A 21,848-nucleotide genomic window follows, 5' to 3' on the forward strand; every position below is an offset into this window, starting at 1 on the left:
TTCTTCCGCCACCATGTCCACCTGATCCTGGTCCTGGACTCATGCTATCTCCTCCTCTGACAGTTGTGATCTCATAATTTCTTGGTAAATCGTATTCGACTCTTTTAATTCTTCATGCGTTCCAATTCCAGCAACTTTACCTTCATTGACCACAATAATCTGATCCGAATCAATAACTGATGTAATCCTTTGCGCCACAATAATTGTTATCGACTCGCGCGTTTCCGGTTTTAAAGCCGCACGCAATAACGAGTCCGTTTTAAAATCAAGTGCTGAAAAGCTATCATCAAAAATATAAATCTGTGGTTTCCGAATCAACGCACGTGCAATCGCCAAACGCTGTTTCTGACCACCCGAAAAATTATTTCCGCCCTGTTCAACACGGCTATTTAAGCCCTCCGATAGTTTCGAAACAAAGTCCTCCGCTTGTGCCGTCCGTAAACCCGACCAAATTTCGTCATCAGTCGCCGTTTCATTCCCATAGCGCATATTTTGCTCAATGTCACCAGTAAACAACATCGCTTTTTGAGGAACTAAGCCAATTTTCATCCGTAAATCTTCCTGCGCCATCTCCCTGACGTCCAGACCATTCACGCGTACTGCACCTTCTGCCACGTCATAAAAACGCGGAATCATATTAATAATCGTCGACTTCCCAGCACCCGTACTACCAATAATCGCAATCGTCTCCCCAGCATTCGCCTTAAAAGAAATGCCTTCAATCACCGGCTTTTCAGCACCGGTGTAGCGGAATGACACATTATCAAATTCTAATGAGACCGGAGACATCGCATTTTTTGCATCCTTCGTGTCATGAATTTCCGTATCCATTTCCAACACTTCGTTAATGCGTTCTGCAGAGGCCGCCGCACGTGGAATCATGATAAATACAGCTGAGACCATCATGAAAGCAATCATAATTTGCGTTGCATATTGAATAAACGCCATTAAATCACCGACTTGCATGCTACCATCACCGACAAATTTCGCCCCAATCCAAATAATTGCAATGGTCGTTAAGTTCATAATTAACATCATCAAAGGACTCATCAGAGAAAGCAGTCTATTAACACCAACCGCCGTTTTTGCGTAATCTTCATTAGACACATCGAATTTCTTCAACTCATCATCACCACGATTAAACGCACGAATCACTCGAATTCCTGTCAGGCCTTCCCGGATGACTTGATTCAGTTTATCCATTTTCTTTTGTAATGATTTAAACATCGGCATCGCCTTCCCGCCGATGAATACGACCATTACGAGTAAAATAGGCAATACAATCACAAAAATAAGCGACAGTTTGGCGTCTTTACCAACTGCCATAATCACACCACCAATTAACATAATCGGTGCCATCACCATCATTCGTAGCATCATATACAACACATTTTGAATTTGTACCACATCATTTGTTGAACGCGTAATCAAAGATGCTGTACCAACTTTATCAAATTCCTGCAACGAAAAATTCTCTACCCGACCAAAAATGTTGTCCCTTAAATCGCGCCCAAATCCCATCGATATCTTGGATGCATAGTATACAATAATGACAGAAAGACCTCCTGACAAAGCAGAAATACCCAACATCTGCAATCCTACTTTCCATATGTAGGTCGTGTCACCTTTTGCAACACCATTGTCAATAATATCTGCCATCAGAGTAGGCAAGTACAACTGTCCTAGAACTTGCAGGAATGTTAACACTAAAACTAGTACAATGCCCCATTTGTAGGCACCCATTCGCTTTACTAATTTCATCATAACGTCGTTTATACCCCCTTGTTTTCAGCTTTTTTGTTGAGATACTCTGTTAGTCTATCCAGTAGCGAAATTAACTTCTCCATTTCATCTTTACCCAAAAATAAAGTCATGTCCTCAAAATTTTTGTGAAAAGTTGAGATTATTTCTGCTACTACTTCCTTTCCCTGTCCCGTAAGTTGAATATACGCGGCTCTCTTATCCACCGGATCTTGGCTTCGGATGATTAGCTTCTTCTCTTCTAACGCATTAATTTGCTGCGTAACACTTGGTTTTGATACCCTGAGAATCGCTGTTGCATCCGATACTTTCATGCCCTGCTCATGATTCGAGTGCTGTAAGCCTTGGTGTAACATAAACAAGAACCGGGTTTCGGATCGTTTTAAGCCGGCAACTTTAAAATTTTGCAACTCTGCCTGCTTAAAATTCATAAAAGCTTTCACAACTGCTTGGCCCAAATCTTGCTCCGAATTATGCACTAATCTGCATCCCCTTTTTATTTAGTTTACTTAACTAAGTATATTCTTCTTATGTAGAAAGTCAAGTGAGAACTATTACAAAAAAGCTCCCAGCAATAAAGCTAGGAACCGTTCTTACTTCTCTATTTTAATATGCCGTCCAACCAGCATCAGCTGTCACAACCGTACCGTTTACAAAACTTGCATCCTCTGATGCCAAGAATAATGCTACTTTCGCAATTTCCGAAGCTTGGCCAACACGCGGGTTTGTTCCCATACCAATCATAGCACGAGCTTGACCAAATTCATCTGGGGCATAAAGCGTCGTTCCAATATTGGTTTCTACTGCGCCTGGTGCAATCGCGTTACAGCGAATATTCTTTGTCGCATATTGGAAACCGACATTTTTCGTAAAACCAACGACTGCATGTTTTGAAGCCGTGTAAGCCGCACCCGCACGCGATCCAAACAATCCGCCCGCAGACGCAATATTTACAATAACACCACTCTCTTGTTTTTCAAAAATCGGTAGCGCTTTTCTCGTCGTCCGCATTACACCTGTTGTATTAATCGCGAAAACACGATCCCAAAGCTCATCTGTTATTTCACCAGCAGGAACAAAATTATCCATAATTCCCGCATTATTTATGAGTATATCAAGCGTTCCGTAAGCCTCAACCGCCTTATCAATCATTGCCTGCACATCGTCTTCCTTCATTACATTAGCGACTACCGCCAAAGCTTCCCCTTCGCTAGCCTTGATTTCCGTTACTGTATCTTCCGCCGCCTCAAGTTGAATATCTGCAACGACTACTTTTGCACCCTCTTTTGCAAAAAGTAAAGCAATTTGGCGTCCCATTCCCGATGCTGCACCAGTCACAACAGCGACTTTTCCAACTAATTTACCCATGATTATTCCTCCTAAAATTATAATTGCGCTAGAGCTTTTGAAGTCACTCTATCTATTTAGTATAGTCCTCTTTCAATCCTAACTTCAATAGGTAATGAAAGCGGTTTTTGTTGATTTGGCGACACTTTTAAGGTATATGTATACTAAACGAGAAAAAGGACGTGAAAACATGACCACCAAACCTGATCGCCGCATTCGAAAAACAAAATCCGCCTTTGCAAAAGCCCTTCTGACACTCCTAACTGAAAAAACATTCAAAAAAATCACCGTCACCGATATTGTTACACGCGCTGATGTCAATCGTGGAACTTTCTACAAACACTATCAGGAAAAAGAAGATTTGCTAGATGAAGTAATTTCTGACATACTTGCCGATCTCGAAGTCGCCTATCGCGATCCTTATGAAAAAATGCCCCATTTTTCAGTGGAACGGATGACACCCTCGATGGTCAAGATTTTCGATCATGTCTATACCCACCAATTATTTTATAAACATGCCATCGATGATAAATTACGCCCAGGTTTTCAAAATCAATTGTGTGATGCTATAAAACGTATCGCTCTTCGCGATTTTGCAACGGTTCTAAACCATTCCGGTGTCAATCCAGAACTCCATGCTAGCTATCAAGCACACGCGATTTTCGGCTTAATCGTTTACTGGGCACAATCAAATTTTGAATTTACACCTACATATATGTCTGAACAACTACTCCAAATCGTCCATTCTAATACTTCCTTTACCACTTAGTTATTATTACAGTTCCTTTTCATTTACCGATTAGTCTATACTTTAATCCTGCCCTGCCTTATAATAAGGGAATATTATATGGAGCGGAATTACATTCGCTTAACGCCTAGGTTTATCGAAAGGAGCAAGCCACCACATGGATAAAAGTCAAACCGCCTCAAAACTAAGCTTATTCTCACTCGCATGGCCAATCTTTATTGAGCAATTTCTGCGAGTTATGATTAGCTATGTCACTGTCTTCATGTTAGGGCATTATTCCGATGATGCCGTTGCAGCAACCGGCGTCGCGAATCAGATACTCGTGATTTCCGTTATTATGTTCGCCTTTATTAGCGTCGGTGTTCAAATTCTAGTCGCCCAAATGATTGGAGCAAAAAAACACCGCCTCATTGAACAAGTCATCACAAATGGAATTGTGTTTTCTGTCGTAATTGGAGCAATTGTCAGTCTTGTTTTCCTTCTATTATCATCCTATTTCTTAACATGGATGGGACTTGATCCTCACTTGGTAGAAATCGGCACACCGTTTCTAGAAATTATCGGTGGTGTTTCCATTCTGACAGCCATTCCATATGCAATCATGCCAATTTTGCGAACACACGGATACGTTCGCCAAGCCATGTATATACCGGTCGTTGCTGGAATCATCACAGTTATTGGGAACTATCTCGTTTTATACGGCCCACTTGCCTATTTAGATTTGGGTGTCACTGGTGTAGCATTAGCAACCGTTTTCGGTAACTTTATCGCCGTTTTTCAATCTATTTGGTTGTTGCATCGCCATGTCGAATATCGCTTCAAATGGCATAAATTCAAAGAACTATCACGGCGAACAATGTATTCCATTTTGCGCCTTGGTCTGCCATCCGCAGGTGAAAATATGTCCTATGCAGGCTCACAACTCGTTGTTACAGCCATTATCGCCCTCATGGGTACTGATGCCCTGACGACAAAAGTATACGCCTCAACGGTAAGTCAATTTGTTGCTTTGTTCGCCATCTCGATTGGCCAAGCCTCTCAAATCATCATTGGGCGCGCAGTTGGAGCAAAAGAAGTTGAACGCGCTTATAAACAAGGCTTACGAAGCTGGAAAATAGGGCTCGCCATCGCAGTCTGCATCAGCATTCTTATCTACTTTTTCGCAGAGCCGATTATGCATCTCTTCACATCTAATGAAGAAATCATCGCGATGACAAAACAATTATTTTTCTTATCCATCTTCCTAGAAATCGCGCGTTCCACCAATATCATCATTATCAGTAGCCTCAACTCAACTGGCGATGTCCGTTTCCCATTTATTGTTGGTATTATCGTCATGTGGATTGTAAGCCTCCCATTCTCTTATGTTCTTGGAATCACCGCAGGAATGGGACTCATCGGTGTCTGGCTAGCCTATATCATCGACGAAGGAATTCGTGGCGGTCTTATGGTCTATCGCTGGCGCTCCAAAGTTTGGTCTTTAAAATCAGTTCTATGATTACTACTTACAAAAATGTAACCTTCTGCCCCACAAATTGTCACCTAATTCAATGGTTCTCATATACCTATCCATCGTATAATAAACACATCAAGTTACGAAAGGACGTTATGAACCATGAATGATCAAAAACTATTAAATGCACTTAGCTATTTCAGCCTATTTTTCGCACCATTTATTGTACCAATTGCCATTTGGATTTTTAGTGGTACAGAAAATACGAAACACCATGCAAAAGTAGCTTTATTTACACATATCCTACCAACAATTGGAGGTATTTTTACAGCCCTCAGTGTTGGAATTGTCGGATTTAGTACGAACAGTGCAAATGTCACAGGTTTCATCGGGCTTGGTCTAGTCGTAGTAGTTGGTCTTATGACAATTATCCTCGCCATTTTCAACATTATCCGCGGTATCCAAGCTTTGGTAGCAAAAGAAGATAACCCACATTTTAACTCTATCGATTAATTGTTGAAAAAAGCTAGCTGGCGAACAAGATTCCAGCTAGCTTTTATGATATAATTATGAGATGAAATGGGGGAATGCATCGTGCGTTTTATCTTTGCTTACTTGACTGTGTTTATATTGGGCATCTTTTCCGTTATTGGAATGGAGGCTATTATGTACGGTGAAATAACGTATCAGCTCGTATTTGCCGCGATTCTTTTTGCTGCACCACTCATACTCGTTGGAACGACAGTCGCCGAAATGTTTTATGGCTTTAGCAAAAATGCGACAGCTAAGCGCTTCATACTCTGGGGCTTCCTATTTGGCGTTGTTGCAACTGTAGTAATCACTAGTATTCTGCAACTCATCAGTCTCATAATGATTATCTTGACTTCGCTTATCGGCGGATTGATGGGCGCCGTACTAGCTTGGATTTTCTTCGTAATTCGCGGTGGTCAAAAAGCAAGTGGGAAAGCCGCAACAACCAACAACTAGCTTACAAAATAGCGATGGAACTCGGCTTTTCATCGCTATTTTTGTACAATAAATACAGATAAAACTACTTGATATGATTTTCTGTAAAACCTCAGCGTGCCATCAAATGCTTAGCTTCTAGGCAAAAATAGATACCAGCGCGGAGCTTACTAAGGTACGTTGACTGAAAGCAATGAGCCTTGACAATAGACTGGATTAACTTTCCACATGTTCGGGTATATAAAAGTGTTACCTATAATTATGTCAGGAGAGGAAAAATTCCTATGCCTATAAATAATGACACATTACATATTCTCGTATTACTAAAAAAAGACCCAAACTTTCATACCTATTGCATACAAAAAAAGTAACAATAGGTAGTAGAATTCCCATAACCAGCCTTAACCACAACCTATATCTAATTGAAAGTGGCTTTATACAGTGCTTACGAGATATTGGAACAGACGAACCATTACATAGAATCATGTAGCCAGGCGATTTTCCCTACCTACCGTTCAATTCCGAAGATTATCCTGAAATCATAGCATGCGAGGCACTAACCGATATCACTTTTTGAAAAATAGACATTGCTTTTTTCAAAAAGGTGATGCACTTAGAAGATCCAGACGAAACTATTTTTTTCTGTTCATTCTGACAAGTCTAGTAAAAATATAGTGGAACATTTTCTTATAGACCGGATACATCCTAAAGAACGAATTTACTTTAGTTTGCTTATTATGATGCACCTTGGCCATCTAAAAGCGACCAATACCGCCCAGCTTCCTGCCTTTGTCATCTATGAAAAAATCGCGGAATATTATTCTATGAAATCTTGAATAACCTACAAAAAAACAGCCTGATTTCATTAGATAATAACTGGGTAATAACAAATGTTATTGCATTCAACACTATGTTGGCGTCCAAGAATATATTAACTCTTGAAAACAGTCTAAATTAAAAAGCACCACTGAAATTAGATTTGAAGTCTAATTTTAGTGATGCTTTTCATTTAATTTTAAGCCTCTTCTTCCACGTGTTGAATCAGTTGAAAGCGAACCGTCTCCAACTTATGCCCATAAAAGTCTTCCTCAAATTGGTCCCATTCTACAAAGCCACGTGCCTCATAAAACGCAATCGCATTCTTATTTTCCTTCTCAACATTCACAAATAACGGCAACGGTAACGCGAATAACTTAATCCCTTCATCAAGTAACATCGTTCCATACCCTTTATTCTGCACCCCTGGCAACAAATAAAAAGCCGCTAGTTCACTCTTACGCTTCTCAAGCTCGATGAAATTAGCGAAACCAATCACGCTATCTTCCTGCTCTAATACTGCAAATGGAGTCGCACCAACACGTGTTTTCAACGTCTCCAAATTATAAAACATGTCCAAAAACCGATCCTGCACTTCACGTGGGATAATATCCGCATACGTGTCGTGCCAAGATTTCACCGCAATATCTTGAATAGCTTCAATGTCTTCTAATGTTCCTTTTCTAATTTGAACTGTCATCTGTGATTCCCCTTTCATCCATAGAGATGTAGCGTTATCACTTAGTATACCCTCTCATTAGCATTTTAGTCACGCCAAAAGTCGTGATGTCAATTCTCGGCTCTTCGTTTCAAACTGTTCCAAATACAGTGACATAGCTCCACAAAACTCGATTTCCATCGCGCCCTCATACAAAAAATCACATGGCTGCAAAAAAATGCTGTGCACGATTCCCAACGACCGATATCTCGCTTAGTTCTAATATATGCCCCACAAACTGCGAACAGAAAAACTCATTTTTTCCCGATAAATTCAAGCGCAATACTACACCAAGAATCCCCCAAAAATTATAACGATAATTATCCGCCGTGAGTGAAAACCAGTTCAATTCCTTTTGAATACGAGCCTTTTGTTCCACCGTAATCTCGTAACTAAGAATTGCAGTTGCCGCATTTTTTAATACACCACTGCGCATATCTTCTTCAATAAAACCACCATTCAGCGGATTTCGCTTTCCAATCCGGCCAAAACTATAAACTTCCGTCAAATCTTCCGTCAAACTAATCGACACATGATTAAACGGCTTCCTCGTATACTTTTGAATGACCCGCCCTGGAATCGTCTCTGTTTTCGTTAAAATAACGTACACTTTCACCCTAATACCCCCATCTATGTAAAGAAGTGAGCACGAAGCCCACTCCCGTTTACTGTTCTACCCTAATATTCCCCGAACCAGTCCGGACTTTAAGTATTAAATCTGAACTTGTCTTGATTTCCGGTGATTTAATATCACCAGAATTGCTTCGTAAATCTAAAAATCCATTAAAAGAGCTTGGGACCTCTATCTTCACATCACCAGAATCTGCATCAACCATCACGTTTTTCGTCACATCGCTAAATGTCAAATCTACTTCCCCAGAACCACTTACAATGCTTGTCGCATTATCCAATCCAGAAAGTTCGATATCACCAGAATTATTATCTACTTTGAGCTCGCCACTCAGTTTTTCCCCATCAATACTACCCGAACCATTTTTCAGCGTTGTTGTTTTCGCCGTCACTTGATTTGCTTCAATATCGCCAGAACTAGACGTGATGCTAAGTGTATCACCAGTCATACCTTCCACCGAATTCTCACCGGAACCATTAACAAGCTCCAAATTCGACATCACATTTTTCAAATCAATATCACCTGAACTATTTTTAATGGAAGTCACATCCGCTGTCAGATTCGACGCTTGAATTTCACCAGAACCACCGCTTAGCGCAATCTTTTTCGCCGTCACATCGTTTATCGTCAAGTCACCTGATCTCATATCACTCGCCAATTCACTAAGTTTAGCGTCCTTCGCTATATGAATTGTCACAGTCTGATCTCCATAAATCGGAAACTCTAGAAACTCGAACCATTTCTGATTATGCGCTACATCAATCGTCAAATTATCCAGATCTGGCTTCACACTCTTATCCAAGCGATTAATTGCCTCTTGTGACAAATGACCACTCATTGTCACGTAATTTTTACCAGTATTACTCTCTGCCATATTCACTCGTATATCCTGATCACCCATTAGCTTAATCCGCGAAATATCACCATCTGACAATTGCCACTCTCGATGATACGCCTCGCCACGATCTATATTATTGTTGTTAAATGTCAGCCCAAATCCAATACCACCAACGACTAGAAGAGCCGCACCGATAATGAGTAATTTCAATTTATTCTTAAACATGTCTGCTCTCTCCTTTCATCAAATGAAAATTAAATTTAGTATAACTAACCGTTGCCATAATCATCACTTTCGCCAACCAGATCGTCGCTACAAGGAAAACGAAGCCCAATCCCACGATGCCAATCGTTCCAAAGAATTTATACCATTCAAAAGCTTGATTCAGCACTGCATCCAAAACGAAAGCAAGCGGCGTTAAGAAAAAACCAACCGTTGAACCGATGAATCCCGCAACAACACCCCAAAATGATAAAAGTAAGGAGTAAATAATCAAATTTGGAATTAACATTGCTAAAAATATCCCCACCTTAAAACCAGCGCCACGTTTTTTTTTTGCTGGTTTGGCATATAGTAAGATTCTTCCGATAGCTGTCCACCTCGTTCTGCTAAAATATCGCGTGCAATTTCATTTGGGCTCCCAAGGTCAAAAACAATCTCTTGCTCTGTTTTCCCACTTGACTCCCCCACTGCAAAATGTTCCATATAATCGGCTAATACCTCTTGTTTTTCCTCAGAATCGAGCCCTGCCAGTTTTGCCTCCAACTCATTTAGAAATTGTGTTTTATCCAATATTCTCTCCCCCTTCTACAAATAATCGATTAACATTCTCTACAAAATCTTTCCACTCAACCATTAATTCCGTCCTATACATCTCACCCATAACCGTTAGTTGATAATATTTTCGCGATGGCCCTTCCGATGACTCCTTCAAATACGTATCGCAATAGCCTTCTTTCACCAAGCGTCGCAATACCGGATAAATAGCTCCTTCCGCCACCTCCACATACTGTGAAACGTGTTGTGCCAGCTCATAACCATATTGATCCTTTTTATGAATCAGGAAAAGGCAACATAACTCCAGAACACCTTTTTTAAACTGAACATTCACTTCCATGCCAAACCCTCCATTTCTTATTATCAAAATTCCAGTACTGAACATTAATCACTACTTGTTATAAATAACTATATCATGCACTACTAATTAATGCAAGATAGTGAAATAAAAAAATAGTATTGCCAATTCCAAATTTTAATGTTAACCTAAAATCATATTAAGTTAACAAAGGAGAGTTATATGAGAGATAAAAAATTGAAACAACTCATTATTAATGCCCTATTTGCAGTCATCATTGCTATTCTAGCCCAAGTCACTATTCCAATTGGTCCAATCCCCCTAACTGGGCAAACCTTTGCAGTGGGTCTTGCCGCAACGATTCTCGGTGCACGCAATGCAACGATTGCTGTCGCTGTCTACGTATTTTTAGGAGCGATTGGTATTCCCGTTTTTGCAGGCATGACAGCAGGACTCGGTATCATTTTTGGCCCAACAGGTGGCTTCCTGATTGGCTTCCTTTTCAATGCTTACATTACCGGATATCTCATTGAAAAAACAAATTTCAGTATACTTCCTGCCATTTTTGCTAATATTATCGGGACTTTTGTCACGCTTCTATTCGGTGTTATCTGGTTAAAATTTAGCGGTGACCTCTCATGGACTACAGCATTTACAGCAGGAGCTATTCCTTTTATTCTTCCAGGTATTCTAAAAGCAGTGTTTGCAGCATTAGCTGGAATCAGCATTCGTAAGCGTCTTGTCGTTGGTAAACTGATCTAAATTTTCCGAATTCAAGGGAAATTGTTATACAAACCCCCTTTCCTTCGATATAATAAAGTAGGTAGTCTGAATGAAATAGGCTTGATCAAACTCGATACGTGGTCAGATCACCTACCTTTTTATATCAATTTGAGTAGGATTAAGATTTTGCATGGCACAAGTCGAGCGCTAGCCGCTGATTTATTTGTTTCTATTCCAGACTCAATCTGTAAGAAAAGGGGACATAATATGACGCTATACGATTACAACAATCTAAAAGAGAGCTTCGATACGGACAAAATGCTTGCCACCTTAATGAAATCACATGGAGAATCACCACCTTATACGGAACTTACATACCGTCGCAATGAGGTTATTATGGAAGAAGGTACACCTAATAGGCATTTCTACGTTGTCAAAAAAGGCATGGTAGCAATGTCAAAAGGTACTGCCAGAGATGATTCTATTCTGACATTTTGCGGACCCGATGATATTTTAGGATTTTTAAGCGTTCTAGAAAACGCGGTCTCACCTATTTCCTACACAGCTATTAGTGAAGTCACATTATTTAGATTCGAGCGCCAATATGTTATCGACAAAATCACCTTTGGCCAAGAAAGCTTTTGGTATGCCTATTTCTTCTACTTAAATTTTACGCATCCAATTCTAGTTCGCGAATCACTTTCTAATCTACCGTCCGACAAAAAAATTCTAGCCGGTCTCGTTATCGTAGCCGAGCGCTTCGGTCGCGCTGAACCTGACGGCTCTTATCTTATTCCGTATTATTTTACACAAAAAGTAATTGGAAAATATTTGAACCTAGCACGCGCCTATGTGGCAACTAATCTACGTAAATTAGAACAAGACGGCCTCATTTCACTTTCACCGAAGCCATGGAAAATCCATGATATGGCGGCAGTCAAAGAAATACTAGATATGAAATATACCGACCTTTACTCGCTCACAAAAAAAATGAAAAATGAACCAGTATCTTTTTACGTTACTGGTTTTTTATTACAAAAATGTGACGATTTTTTGACGGAATACGCTTTTTTCTGGAAATGGATACAAATTTATAGTGACAATAAACCTACGTTTTAGTATAATAGTTGTATTACATAAAAAGGGAGAGAATTGAATGTCAAAAACAACAAAACTGGCTTGCGGATTGCTCGCTTGCGGACTAACTTTTTCACTTGCAGCACCAGTATTCGCGGAGGAGGAAACACAAGCACCCGTTACCGAAACAGTGGCACCAGAAACTAATGAAACGACAGAAACAACGACTACTACTGATCAAGCAACCACTGCAGAAGAGAGCACATCGAAAGCACAATTAAAAGCGGTTACAGCTGTTCAAAAAGAAAACGTATCATTCGTTAAAGATGCTACACCAGCAATTACTGATTTTGTAACGGTTTCAGATGCAAGCACGACACTTGCTTACAAAGCTGGAACAGAACCAAAAACAGCGGTTGCAGGAACATTCTCAACTACTATTGTTGCAACATTAGCTGATACAACAACACAAGAATTTATTGTTAGCTACGAAGTAACAGAACCTACGAAAACAACTGTAAAAGCTGTGGCTCTTGCAACGGAAAAAACAAATGTAACGACTGAAATCAATGAAGCAGTGAAAGACCCAAGTAAATTTGTTACCGCTACAGCTGGGGTAACATTATCATTCGTGAAAGCACCAGTTGTGAATCGCCTAGGCGTACAAACTGTTACGGTTGCTGCTACAGATGGTACAGCAACCGAAAATATTACGGCTAGCTATACCGTTATTGATACAACGAAACCTGAAATTGAAGTTTATGAAGATGATTTTTACGTTGGCCTTGATGAAGATTGGTATGTTGAAGAACTAGTTGATGCAACCGATAACTCTGGCTTCGTGAAAACCTATTTTGCTAATGGTAGAGAAACATTGGATACATCTAAAGAAGGTACATTTACGGTGGAGGTTATCGCAGAAGACGCTAGTGGTAATACTTCTAGCGTGACGCTGACTTATACTGTTGTGGGAGAAGATTTCTACTTCTTTGACGCACCAGTTGTCAACGTAGCAAAAACAACAGCTACAGATATTTATGGAACGGCTGAACCACTTACAACTGTTTTTGTTTTCACTGAAGACGGTGATTTGTTAGGCATGGCTGATGCAGATGAAAATGGTAATTTCCACATTGAACTAGAAGAAGCTCTAGTTAACGGCCAAACAGTATTACTAGGTAGCATGGATATGGACACTGGCGAGTTCAGCGATGTAGCTGAGTTCACATTCCAAGGTGGTACACTTAAAGTAGATCCGGTCGATACAACTAAGAAACCGTCTATTACGCAAGTAGTGAAAAAAGCACCTGTACCTGTAAAAATGACTCCTGTTGCCGCGCCAGCAAAAGCAACTACACTTAAAGAACTTCCAAAAACAGGAGATAATAGTTCTGCTGGATTGATATTTGCAGGATTCTTAGTTTCTGGGCTAGCTGTTGCACTTCTTAGAAAACGTGGATAATCGCATAAAAGTAGGCAGGAAATCCAATTATTCGGATTCCTGCCTTTTTAATAGTTACATTAATGTCATTTCAATTTACCAATGAAGAAGAATAGCGCAAAGCAATTGATTCCTTGGACGATGAAAAATGTTCCGACAAGAATAACGATACCGATTGCTCCAACGATTGGGTTAAACAGGGAGATGAATCCAAGAATAATCCCTAAAATACCTAGTGTGAGCAACCAGCCCCAACCTTCTACTCCTTCATTTTTAGCATCAAATGCACCAATTGTACGCATGATTCCTGCGAATAGAACCCACATACCAAAAACGATAACTAGTGTGACAGTTCCTTCTAATTGGTCCGCTAATAATGTAATCCCCAGTAAAACAGATAAAATCCCCTCTGCTAAAATCCAGCCCGATACTTTTTGTCCGCTACGGTTAGAAAAATACTGGATAATTTGGAATATACCAAGCATTAACATCAACGTTCCGATAAATAATGTAAATGATAGTAGAGAAATTCCTGGGTGAGCAACAAACCAGATTCCTAAACAAACCATTGCGATACCAGCAAGTAGTACCAGTATACGTGTGAATGTTTTCATAAAATATAACACTTCCTTTTCTAAGATTAGATTTTTTATGTTTCACTGCTTATTTTAACATATTATTATTGATTAAAAAAATAATTGTATTATATAATATTTTATTATTTTCATTTTTAGTCTCAATTAAACTGTAAAGATGAAACCTAAGCGCTTTGTTAACTGTTAATGTAGTAATAAAAACAATAATTGTTTCAAAAGTTCATAATTTCACTATGTCTATATTCTTTTGAAAAATCTGTCTACTTATCTTGACAAATGTAGCTAAATAATTGTATGATAGAAGAAATTTAATATGCTTCTTATCAAGAAAGGTGGAGGGACTGGCCCTGTGAAACCTTAGCAACCGGACGTTTTGATCACGGTGCTAATTCCAGCAATTTTTGCGAAGATAAGCTGTTGATTGTAGAATCGTTGTTTGTTCAACCTCTCCATCTTGACGCTTACTTAGCGCTTGATAGAGAGGTTTTTGTTTGGACTATTACAAAGAGAGAACAGGTGATTGCATGGGAACACTTAGGCAAATGGAACTTTTTAAGGAAATACCATTGACGCTTGAAAATGGTGAGACGATTGGACCAATTGTGGTTGGCTTTGAGACATATGGAGAACTTTCTTTAGCGAAGGATAATTGCATTTTGTTAGAGCATGCTTTGACTGGGACAGCTCATGCAGCGAAACATTTTGACGATGATGTTGCCGGTTGGTGGGATGATTTTATTGGTGTTGGGAAAACGATTGACCCAGCTGACTATTTTATTGTTTGTACGAATGTTTTTGGGGGCTGTAGTGGGACAACAGGGCCGTCTTCTATAAATCCGAAAACTGGCGCAGAATATCGATTGCATTTTCCAGGATTTACGATTAAGGATATTATTAAGGTGCAAAAGGCGTTACTGGATGCGCTCGGGGTTATGCATGTCGTTTCGGTAATCGGTGGCTCGATGGGCGGGATGCAGGCAACGCAATGGGCGATTGATTACCCAACAATAACGGGCAGTGTAATAAATTTAGCATCTCCATTGGCAGCGAGCCCAGAGGCGATTGGATATAACTTGATTATGCGGATGGCGATTTTGAATGACCCTGATTTTAATGGTGGAGATTATGTTGGGCAACCTGAGGGTGGGCTCGCAACGGCACGGATGGTCGGGATGATGACATATCGCACAAGTGAATTGTTTTCGAAGCGATTTGAGCGATTTACAGTGGCTGATTCTTCTCCGGGCGCTTTTTCGAAAGAGCATTTCCAAGTGGAGTCTTATTTGCAATATCAGGGCGATTCTTTTGTAGAGCGTTTTGATGCGAATAGTTATTTGTATTTGACAAAAGCGATTGATTTATTTGATGTGACGGTGAACGGCGTGGATGAAAAACCTCTTTTTGCAGGGATTGAGATTCCGTATTTGCTTGTAGGTGTAACGAGCGATCAGTTGTTTCGAATTCATGATTTGCGCCGAGATTATGAAATAATGAAGGAATGGGACGTACCAGTGACGTATTATGAAGTGGATTCAGATTATGGACACGATGCTTTTTTGGTCGAGGTAGAGAAATTTCATCCGCTAATTAGTACTTTTTTGACGCAACATTCAATGGTAGAATTGAAAAAGTGAAACTGGAATAAAAAACTCATTATCATATAAAATAAACAAAGATAAAAATCGTCCTACTCCAAATAATGAGTAAGACGATTTTTATCTTTGCTTATCGTTTTGTCCTAGGCTGTTTTTAATCTTTATAAATTGATTTCGTTTTATTGAGCCATGCATAGCCCAAACCAATTACTAGGCCACCACCAACGTAGTTTCCAAGTAAGGCTAAGGAAAGGTTCGTTGATACGCTGCTCCAAGTCATAGCGTCTAAATGAGCACCTGAGGCAAAGAATGCTAGCGAAAATGACGAGAAGTTAGCGATAACATGCTCGAAACCTAGGAAAGCAAAGATGAAAATGATAAATACCATTGCGAAAATTTTTCCTGCATCATCTTTCATCCGCATCGTACAAATAACCGCTGTATTCACGACAATATTTGCAAAAATTGCTTCAATAAAAATCTGTAAAGGTTCTTTTTCGAGCTTACCAGTGACGGCTGTAAATAAGAAATGATCAGCTGGTAACGCGTGGAATGCTGATGTAAGTGACATCAAGTAACCGGCAAGAATACCACCAATTAAATTGCAAAATATACAAAGAAATAAAATACCTAAAGCTTTGCCAGGTTTGATAATTTTTTGATAAACACCTGTTGTCATATACATCATATTACTTGTACCGAGCTCGGCATTCATATAAATAATCATGACTAGTGACCAGCTGAACATAAATGCATAAACAATTTTTCCAAGCCCGTGTGCAAAGTGATCGACCTTATCACCAATCATCACCGCAACGGCCGTTCCGAGCGTTAAAAATAAACAGGCCAATATGGCGCGAAAAATATACCGAATGACACTATTTTGCACAAGATCGATTTTTTTACGCGTACTATAGTCGACTTTCTGCATCAATGTACTATTTTCTGAATCCAAATTCTTCATCTCCATTAATCAGTTTTCATAACTCCACAACCTTACCATTGTAGCACGAAATAGACACTTTGGAAATAACCATTTTGACGATAATGAAATGATTTCATAGTTTTTCTGAAAAGTTACTGAAATCGACATTTTTTTTTTATGCATTTAGTCTATAATTCCCATTGTATTTACTACCTAAACATAACAATGGGTCGCTACGACCAGCTTAGTCAACCTAGTCTCATTTATCTTATGCAAATATTATAGAACCTTTATAAATTTCTTTAGACATTATTGATAACATAAAACCACGCTATCACTTCAATAAATCCGAATTAAGATGGAGGTAAACAAATGAAAAAAAAAGATTATCATTATATCATCAATTCTATTACTCATCCCCTGTGTAGTTGTTGGAATTTCTCTATTTCTAAAAAGCCCTGATGTTGCAAAAGTAGAAACAAAATCGAGTAAACAAGAAACATTGCCACATCAAGATCAAGCACCAAAGAAAGTACCAACAAAAAGTAAACAAAAAATCGCGTATTTGACCATTGATGATGGGCCAACAAAGTATTTGACAGAAATTGTAGCAGCGCTAAAAAAAAGAAAACGTAAAAGCCACTTTTTTTCTCGTTGGTAATAATATTACTGGTGACCACAAAAAAGAAGTCAAAGAAGCCGCAGAGGCAGGTCATAGTATAGGTATGCACAGTATGACACACGATTCGAAAAAGCTATACAAAAAAGGACAATTTATCCCAGAAATGAAACAAGAATCTACACTAATTAATGGCCTTTTAGGTAAGCAGATTAAGTTAATTCGAGCACCTTACGGAAGTACATATTTAAATTCGGCACAAATAAAAAAAGTAAAGGAGGAAAAGTATCGCTTACTTGATTGGAATATCGATAGTGAAGATTGGCGACATAAGGGACAACCACAAAAAATAGTAGCTTCTGTGAAGGAACAACTCGATAAATTCCATAAAATATCCCCTGTTATTCTAGTACATGAAACGGAGGATACCTTAAAGGCAATCCCCGGTTTAATAAAAGCTATTCGCGAAAAAGGCTTTGAGCCAATGCCTTATTTTGAAGATAATGACTTTCATATGAATTTTATCAAGGACGCAGGTCTGTAAGTAAACTGGACAAATCCCATTGCTGTTACTAGGAGAGTCCTTCTTTATTAAGCATTAAACAACACAATAAAAAACCACTGCGGAAAAGGGAGTAACCGCAGTGGCCAAAAAAGGGAGTTTGGGATTTTCATTCTTCAGGGGAAAGTATGAAAATTTATTTGCTTACAACTATATATTAAACTTGGAAGAAAAAAATGGGCTGTGAGTTAAGTTAGAAATTGATGAGATTAATTTTTAACTTACTGATATGATATATCAATAATAGAAGCCCAATCTATACATAATAGACATGTTTTGCGTACTATGATTCTAACTACCTTGCTTTTTATCTTATCGATATTTCTCTAAAATAGCAAGATAGTCTATTAATGAGAATAAAATCATGTATGAAAACAGAAAATAAAAATGATAAAATACAGTTAAGTAAGCGCTAACTTTAAATAGACTGTAAAAAACCATTAAAACAAACGCAACATTGTAGTTTTAGCTACCACTAAATTTGAGGCTTAAATAATTGATTGATTTTCTCTAGACTTTGCGTTTTCGAGAAAATATATTGGTTGTTCGTCACATCTTGTTTTAGTGTGTTCACTTGGTTCGGACAATCTTGATTCTGCTTTCGAAACATTTTGGGACTTATCCCGTAAAAGCGTTGAAAGGAGCTATTTAGATAGCGCAGATCAGAGAACCCACACAGGCCGCAAATGGTTAAAAGTGTGCTTTCTGTATGAATTAATAAATATTTCGCTTTCTCACATCGGAGAAGATTGAGATACTCTTGGAACGTCACACCAAAATTTTCATGAAAAAAGTGAGATAAATACGTAAATGAGAGCGCTTCTATTTTTGCAATATCAGAAAGTAATAGCTTTTCTTGATAATGTTTAGAGATATAGTCACTTATTCTTTTGATTCTTTCAAGCTTTAATAGTAGTTGATCTTTTTTTTCTTCCTTCATTTGTTTATATGGAACAAGGTTCATCAAATCAAACATAATAATGGAGGAAAAACCATGACACAGCAATGAAAAATTTTCTTCCTCTTTAAAATAGGCTTGACTGGCTGCTATTATATTTTCTAACAAATGTCTCCCAGTTTCAGAGGTTTCTAAAGCAATAGGCGTTGTATCGAAATACACTTCATTGATTTGAGGAAAAAAAGCTTCGAAAATCTTAGGAGAAAATTGAAAAATTAACAGCAATGCGGAGTTTTTTGAATGCAGTTCGTGTAATTGACAAGAGTTTAGAACAATAAAGTCACCTTTTTTCAATAAAATTTTCTTGTTATTTGTCACAATGTTTAAAGAACCGCTCAACAAGTACACTATTTCGATATCCATATGTAAATGAGTGCTGCGATAATGCATCTCGATTAAAAAAACATGAATGTTTTGCACTTTACTATGTTCAATCAGTTCGAATTCATTTGGCATGTTCCTTCCCTCCTCAATATTCTTACTATAAGCGAAATTGAAAGCGGAAGCAATATATAATTTTATCATCAAAGGAGGAAAGGAATAGCGCAATCATTATTTATACTACTTAAAATGGGGGATATTTTATGAGACTATCAAAAAACTTGATTTATTTCTTCGGTGCTTTAGGAGGGTTACTATTTGGTTATGATACAGGCGTTATTGCAGGGGCACAAATTTTTATTCAAGACGAGCTCCAATTAAGCAATGGCGAAATAGGATTTGTTGTTAGTTGTATTTTGATTGGTGCGGTTGTAGGTGCGGTATTAATTTCACCATTATCTGATAGGTATGGACGTAAGAAAATGGTTATTTTGACAGCTTTTATCTTTTTTGTGGGGGCACTAGGTAGTGCCTTGTCACCAGATGTTTTGACTCTGATTATTTCTCGGATGTTCTTAGGGGTAGCTGTTGGTGGTGCTAGTGCGCTTGTTCCAATGTATTTGGCTGAATTGGCACCTGCTAATCAGCGAGGAAGCTTATCATCTTTGAATCAATTGATGATTATGATTGGGATGTTGCTCGCTTATATCGCGAATTACGTTTGGCGTGATTCACCGATTGGATGGGAATTGATGTTAGGTTTTGCAGCAGTGCCAGCGCTCATTCTTTTTATCGGTGGGATTTTATTACCCGAATCGCCGCGTTACTTAGTAAAAGTAGGCAAACAGAAAGAAGCAGAAGAAATCTTACTAAACATTCGAAGTAAGTCAGAGGCAGAGGCAGAAATCCGTGAGATTGAAGAACAAAGCCATATCGAGAAGGGTCGTTTAAAGGATGTCTTTTCAAAATGGGTACGTCCATCGGTCATTGCAGCTTTTGGCTTAGCTATCTTGCAACAATGGATGGGTTGTAATACGGTCTTTTATTATGCTCCGCGCATTTTAATGAGTGGCGGTACAGATGCCACTTCGGCGATTCGGACGCAAATTTTTCTAGGTATTTTTTTATGTCATTGTAACCGTTGTAGCAGTGTCCTTAATGGATCGATTTGACCGGAGAAAAGTTTTGATGTTCGGTGCTTTGGCGATGGGGCTCTCCTTCTTTGCCTTGTCTGCAGCGTTTCATTTAGAGGCAGATAAACCAGGATTCCATCTATTCACCTTTATTTTCCTTGCTACTTATATTTCAAGTTTTTGTGCAACTTGGGGACCGGTAATGTGGGTTATGATTGGCGAAATCTTCCCGCTACAAATTCGCGGTCTAGCAGTCGGTATCGCTTCTTTAGTAAACTGGGTAGCCAACTGGACTGTTTCCGTTAGTTTTCCGGTCCTAGAGGCACAAATAGGAAATGTGACCTTATTTATTATATTCGGATTGGTTTGCTTAGCAGCGGTATTCTTTGTTAAAGGCTTTGTGTTTGAGACGAGAGGTTATACACTTGAAGAAATCGAGGAAGCCTTAGTGAAAAATGAGACGAAAGCGTTGAATGATAGAAGCAAGACTAGCGTAGCTAAAGCCATTTAGAGCGTTAAAAAGATCAACTAGAGCCTAGGAGCTAGTTGATCTTTTTAATTATATTTAAGCGTTTACTGTACTTTTTTCAGGCATAATCCTAGTTCCTGCACGGCCTGCTAATGCTTCCACTGCTGCGTCTAACGAGCAAATGATGGCTTCTTTTCCAGATTCAGCAAATGCGATTGCCGCTTCCATTTTTGGCCCCATGCTACCGTCTGCGAAATGGCCTTCTGTCATGTATTCTTTTGCTTCTTTAACTGGCACACCTTCTAGTTTTTGTTGATTCGGTTCACCAAAATGTAAGTAAACATTGGACACATCAGTTAGTATCATGAAAACATCTGCTTCGACTTGTTCGGAGAGTCGTAGCGCGGAACGATCTTTGTCGATAACTGCTTCGACGCCTTTTAGGTCTCCTTCTTCGTTTTGAACAACAGGGATGCCGCCCCCGCCTGTTGAAATGACGACAGTATCCGTGGCTACGAGTTGTTTAATAGCCTCAACACCATGAATTTTTTGTGGCTGTGGGGATGGGACAACACGGCGATATCCTCGACCAGCATCTTCAGCCATTTCCCAGCCTTTTTCAGCCGAAAGTTCTACCGCTTCTTCGCGTGTATAGAAAACACCGATTGGTTTTGATGGGCTTTGGAAAGCTGGATCACTAGCGCTAACTTCGGTTTGTGTTAAAAGCGTGATAACGTTTGTCGGTATTTTTTTGCGTGCTAGCTCGTTTTTTAGTGATTGTTCCATCATATATCCAATGAAACCTTGTGATTCTGCACTACACGCATCGATTGGAAGTGCTGGAACATATTCCTTGGCTTCTTCGTTTTGACGCAAAATATTGCCAACTTGTGGTCCGTTTCCATGTGTGACAATGACTTTATGCCCGGCTTCGGTGATTTCTGCAATTTTGGCACAGCTATCTTCCACATTTTTTTAATTGATTTTCAAATGTTGCCTCTTGATTCGGTTGCAAGATTGCATTGCCCCCAAGTGCGATAACTACGCGTTTTCCCATTGAAATTTCCTCCTCTATT

General features: G+C 39.1%; 23 protein-coding genes, 2 pseudogenes and 1 riboswitch. Of the genes and pseudogenes, 12 read left to right on the top strand and 13 right to left on the bottom strand.

The window, feature by feature from the left end; genetic code table 11:
* Positions 1 to 39 precede the first annotated feature (39 nt).
* The 3 genes from PROCOU_RS09095 to PROCOU_RS09105 form a co-directional block, all read right to left on the bottom strand.
* Positions 40 to 1,764, bottom strand: a complete 1,725-nt coding sequence (locus PROCOU_RS09095) for an ABC transporter ATP-binding protein (RefSeq protein WP_036071658.1) — start codon at positions 1,762 to 1,764, stop codon at positions 40 to 42.
* Positions 1,765 to 1,772: 8 nt separating this feature from the next.
* Positions 1,773 to 2,192 carry a MarR family winged helix-turn-helix transcriptional regulator gene (locus PROCOU_RS09100; protein WP_424960704.1) on the bottom strand — a complete coding sequence of 140 codons (420 nt, stop codon included), beginning with the start codon at positions 2,190 to 2,192 and terminating at the stop codon, positions 1,773 to 1,775.
* Between the two features lie 175 nt (positions 2,193 to 2,367).
* Entirely contained in the window at positions 2,368 to 3,129 is a 762-nt protein-coding gene (locus tag PROCOU_RS09105; protein WP_036071662.1) for an SDR family oxidoreductase, read from the bottom strand.
* 169 nt (positions 3,130 to 3,298) lie between these two features.
* On the opposite strand from PROCOU_RS09105, the gene PROCOU_RS09110 reads away from it, so the two are divergent.
* The 4 genes from PROCOU_RS09110 to PROCOU_RS09125 all read left to right on the top strand — a co-directional run bounded on the left by PROCOU_RS09110 (position 3,299) and on the right by PROCOU_RS09125 (position 6,296).
* Entirely contained in the window at positions 3,299 to 3,877 is a 579-nt protein-coding gene (locus PROCOU_RS09110) for a TetR/AcrR family transcriptional regulator (RefSeq protein WP_036071664.1), read from the top strand.
* A 136-nt stretch (positions 3,878 to 4,013) separates the two neighbouring features.
* Complete coding sequence (locus PROCOU_RS09115) at positions 4,014 to 5,354, top strand: MATE family efflux transporter (protein WP_036071667.1); 1,341 nt, start codon at positions 4,014 to 4,016, stop codon at positions 5,352 to 5,354.
* Positions 5,355 to 5,471: 117 nt separating this feature from the next.
* Complete coding sequence (locus tag PROCOU_RS09120; RefSeq protein ID WP_036071669.1) at positions 5,472 to 5,822, top strand: magnetosome magnetite crystal formation protein family; 351 nt, start codon at positions 5,472 to 5,474, stop codon at positions 5,820 to 5,822.
* Between the two features lie 81 nt (positions 5,823 to 5,903).
* On the top strand, positions 5,904 to 6,296 hold the full coding sequence (locus tag PROCOU_RS09125) for a hypothetical protein (protein ID WP_036071671.1): 393 nt from the start codon (positions 5,904 to 5,906) through the stop codon (positions 6,294 to 6,296).
* A gap of 994 nt (positions 6,297 to 7,290) precedes the next feature.
* On the opposite strand, the gene PROCOU_RS09130 is transcribed toward PROCOU_RS09125, so the two are convergent.
* The 6 genes from PROCOU_RS09130 to PROCOU_RS09155 all read right to left on the bottom strand — a co-directional run bounded on the left by PROCOU_RS09130 (position 7,291) and on the right by PROCOU_RS09155 (position 10,395).
* Positions 7,291 to 7,791 (bottom strand): GNAT family N-acetyltransferase, encoded by a 501-nt coding sequence (locus tag PROCOU_RS09130; protein WP_036071674.1) that lies wholly within the window; start codon positions 7,789 to 7,791, stop codon positions 7,291 to 7,293.
* A 178-nt stretch (positions 7,792 to 7,969) separates the two neighbouring features.
* Complete coding sequence (locus tag PROCOU_RS09135; protein WP_051994312.1) at positions 7,970 to 8,425, bottom strand: hypothetical protein; 456 nt, start codon at positions 8,423 to 8,425, stop codon at positions 7,970 to 7,972.
* Positions 8,426 to 8,474: 49 nt separating this feature from the next.
* A complete protein-coding gene (locus PROCOU_RS09140) occupies positions 8,475 to 9,503 on the bottom strand; it encodes a DUF4097 family beta strand repeat-containing protein (RefSeq protein ID WP_036071676.1) in 1,029 nt (342 codons plus the stop codon).
* Positions 9,496 to 9,789, bottom strand: coding sequence for a DUF1700 domain-containing protein (locus PROCOU_RS18870; RefSeq protein WP_036071679.1), 294 nt, complete (start codon positions 9,787 to 9,789; stop codon positions 9,496 to 9,498). Before PROCOU_RS18870 ends, PROCOU_RS09140 begins: the two co-directional genes overlap by 8 nt.
* A 2-nt stretch (positions 9,790 to 9,791) precedes the next feature.
* Positions 9,792 to 10,070, bottom strand: a complete 279-nt coding sequence (locus PROCOU_RS18875) for a DUF1700 domain-containing protein (RefSeq protein ID WP_051994313.1) — start codon at positions 10,068 to 10,070, stop codon at positions 9,792 to 9,794.
* A complete protein-coding gene (locus tag PROCOU_RS09155) occupies positions 10,063 to 10,395 on the bottom strand; it encodes a PadR family transcriptional regulator (RefSeq protein ID WP_036071681.1) in 333 nt (110 codons plus the stop codon). Before PROCOU_RS09155 ends, PROCOU_RS18875 begins: the two co-directional genes overlap by 8 nt.
* Before the next feature lie 180 nt (positions 10,396 to 10,575).
* Between PROCOU_RS09155 and PROCOU_RS09160 the strand changes: the two genes are divergently transcribed.
* The 3 genes from PROCOU_RS09160 to PROCOU_RS09170 all read left to right on the top strand — a co-directional run bounded on the left by PROCOU_RS09160 (position 10,576) and on the right by PROCOU_RS09170 (position 13,615).
* On the top strand, positions 10,576 to 11,115 hold the full coding sequence (locus PROCOU_RS09160; RefSeq protein ID WP_036071683.1) for a biotin transporter BioY: 540 nt from the start codon (positions 10,576 to 10,578) through the stop codon (positions 11,113 to 11,115).
* Between the two features lie 228 nt (positions 11,116 to 11,343).
* Positions 11,344 to 12,195: a Crp/Fnr family transcriptional regulator gene (locus PROCOU_RS09165; protein WP_077913394.1), complete on the top strand. Its 852-nt coding sequence runs from the start codon at positions 11,344 to 11,346 to the stop codon at positions 12,193 to 12,195.
* Positions 12,196 to 12,232: 37 nt separating this feature from the next.
* Positions 12,233 to 13,615: an LPXTG cell wall anchor domain-containing protein gene (locus PROCOU_RS09170; RefSeq protein WP_051994314.1), complete on the top strand. Its 1,383-nt coding sequence runs from the start codon at positions 12,233 to 12,235 to the stop codon at positions 13,613 to 13,615.
* A gap of 65 nt (positions 13,616 to 13,680) precedes the next feature.
* On the opposite strand, the gene PROCOU_RS09175 is transcribed toward PROCOU_RS09170, so the two are convergent.
* Positions 13,681 to 14,208, bottom strand: coding sequence for an HdeD family acid-resistance protein (locus PROCOU_RS09175; RefSeq protein ID WP_036071684.1), 528 nt, complete (start codon positions 14,206 to 14,208; stop codon positions 13,681 to 13,683).
* A gap of 299 nt (positions 14,209 to 14,507) precedes the next feature.
* A riboswitch (SAM riboswitch) is annotated at positions 14,508 to 14,606 on the top strand.
* Between the two features lie 108 nt (positions 14,607 to 14,714).
* On the opposite strand from PROCOU_RS09175, the gene metX reads away from it, so the two are divergent.
* The gene (gene metX / locus PROCOU_RS09180) at positions 14,715 to 15,824 is read left to right on the top strand and encodes a homoserine O-acetyltransferase MetX (protein WP_036071738.1); all 1,110 of its coding nucleotides are present in this window, start codon (positions 14,715 to 14,717) and stop codon (positions 15,822 to 15,824) included.
* Between the two features lie 115 nt (positions 15,825 to 15,939).
* Here metX and PROCOU_RS09185 read toward each other — a convergent pair whose 3' ends face one another.
* Positions 15,940 to 16,740 (bottom strand): formate/nitrite transporter family protein, encoded by an 801-nt coding sequence (locus PROCOU_RS09185; protein ID WP_036071740.1) that lies wholly within the window; start codon positions 16,738 to 16,740, stop codon positions 15,940 to 15,942.
* A 472-nt stretch (positions 16,741 to 17,212) separates the two neighbouring features.
* On the opposite strand from PROCOU_RS09185, the gene PROCOU_RS19315 reads away from it, so the two are divergent.
* Positions 17,213 to 17,371 (top strand): polysaccharide deacetylase family protein, encoded by a 159-nt coding sequence (locus PROCOU_RS19315; protein WP_159101204.1) that lies wholly within the window; start codon positions 17,213 to 17,215, stop codon positions 17,369 to 17,371.
* Positions 17,343 to 17,873: pseudogene (locus tag PROCOU_RS09190) on the top strand (polysaccharide deacetylase family protein); the annotation flags it as partial. The gene PROCOU_RS19315 and the pseudogene PROCOU_RS09190, both read left to right, overlap by 29 nt.
* Positions 17,874 to 18,366: 493 nt before the next feature.
* Here PROCOU_RS09190 and PROCOU_RS09195 read toward each other — a convergent pair.
* Entirely contained in the window at positions 18,367 to 19,305 is a 939-nt protein-coding gene (locus PROCOU_RS09195) for an AraC family transcriptional regulator (protein ID WP_036071687.1), read from the bottom strand.
* 128 nt (positions 19,306 to 19,433) lie between these two features.
* Between PROCOU_RS09195 and PROCOU_RS09200 the strand changes: the two genes are divergently transcribed.
* Positions 19,434 to 20,342, top strand: a complete 909-nt coding sequence (locus PROCOU_RS09200) for an MFS transporter (RefSeq protein WP_208855808.1) — start codon at positions 19,434 to 19,436, stop codon at positions 20,340 to 20,342.
* Positions 20,329 to 20,814 carry an MFS transporter gene (locus PROCOU_RS18880; RefSeq protein ID WP_208855809.1) on the top strand — a complete coding sequence of 162 codons (486 nt, stop codon included), beginning with the start codon at positions 20,329 to 20,331 and terminating at the stop codon, positions 20,812 to 20,814. The genes PROCOU_RS09200 and PROCOU_RS18880 overlap by 14 nt, the downstream gene beginning before the upstream one ends.
* A gap of 54 nt (positions 20,815 to 20,868) precedes the next feature.
* Here PROCOU_RS18880 and arcC read toward each other — a convergent pair.
* Positions 20,869 to 21,829: pseudogene (gene arcC / locus PROCOU_RS09205) on the bottom strand (carbamate kinase).
* Between the last annotated feature and the right edge of the window lie 19 nt (positions 21,830 to 21,848).

The organism is Listeria rocourtiae FSL F6-920, from assembly GCF_000525975.1.
GTDB classification, from domain to species: domain Bacteria; phylum Bacillota; class Bacilli; order Lactobacillales; family Listeriaceae; genus Listeria_A; species Listeria_A rocourtiae.

Coding starts and splice junctions, on each gene's coding strand:
- PROCOU_RS09110 (WP_036071664.1), top strand. CDS start 3,299: ATGACCACCAAACCTGATCGCCGCATTCGAAAAACAAAATCCGCCTTT.
- metX (WP_036071738.1), top strand. CDS start 14,715: ATGGGAACACTTAGGCAAATGGAACTTTTTAAGGAAATACCATTGACG.
- PROCOU_RS09175 (WP_036071684.1), bottom strand. CDS start 14,208: ATGAAAACATTCACACGTATACTGGTACTACTTGCTGGTATCGCAATG.
- PROCOU_RS09200 (WP_208855808.1), top strand. CDS start 19,434: ATGAGACTATCAAAAAACTTGATTTATTTCTTCGGTGCTTTAGGAGGG.
- PROCOU_RS09095 (WP_036071658.1), bottom strand. CDS start 1,764: ATGATGAAATTAGTAAAGCGAATGGGTGCCTACAAATGGGGCATTGTA.
- PROCOU_RS09120 (WP_036071669.1), top strand. CDS start 5,472: ATGAATGATCAAAAACTATTAAATGCACTTAGCTATTTCAGCCTATTT.
- PROCOU_RS09105 (WP_036071662.1), bottom strand. CDS start 3,129: ATGGGTAAATTAGTTGGAAAAGTCGCTGTTGTGACTGGTGCAGCATCG.
- PROCOU_RS18870 (WP_036071679.1), bottom strand. CDS start 9,789: ATGTTAATTCCAAATTTGATTATTTACTCCTTACTTTTATCATTTTGG.
- PROCOU_RS09160 (WP_036071683.1), top strand. CDS start 10,576: ATGAGAGATAAAAAATTGAAACAACTCATTATTAATGCCCTATTTGCA.
- PROCOU_RS09165 (WP_077913394.1), top strand. CDS start 11,344: ATGACGCTATACGATTACAACAATCTAAAAGAGAGCTTCGATACGGAC.
- PROCOU_RS09140 (WP_036071676.1), bottom strand. CDS start 9,503: ATGTTTAAGAATAAATTGAAATTACTCATTATCGGTGCGGCTCTTCTA.
- PROCOU_RS09155 (WP_036071681.1), bottom strand. CDS start 10,395: ATGGAAGTGAATGTTCAGTTTAAAAAAGGTGTTCTGGAGTTATGTTGC.
- PROCOU_RS09195 (WP_036071687.1), bottom strand. CDS start 19,305: ATGCCAAATGAATTCGAACTGATTGAACATAGTAAAGTGCAAAACATT.
- PROCOU_RS09170 (WP_051994314.1), top strand. CDS start 12,233: ATGTCAAAAACAACAAAACTGGCTTGCGGATTGCTCGCTTGCGGACTA.
- PROCOU_RS18880 (WP_208855809.1), top strand. CDS start 20,329: ATGGATCGATTTGACCGGAGAAAAGTTTTGATGTTCGGTGCTTTGGCG.
- PROCOU_RS09115 (WP_036071667.1), top strand. CDS start 4,014: ATGGATAAAAGTCAAACCGCCTCAAAACTAAGCTTATTCTCACTCGCA.
- PROCOU_RS09130 (WP_036071674.1), bottom strand. CDS start 7,791: ATGACAGTTCAAATTAGAAAAGGAACATTAGAAGACATTGAAGCTATT.
- PROCOU_RS09100 (WP_424960704.1), bottom strand. CDS start 2,192: ATGAATTTTAAGCAGGCAGAGTTGCAAAATTTTAAAGTTGCCGGCTTA.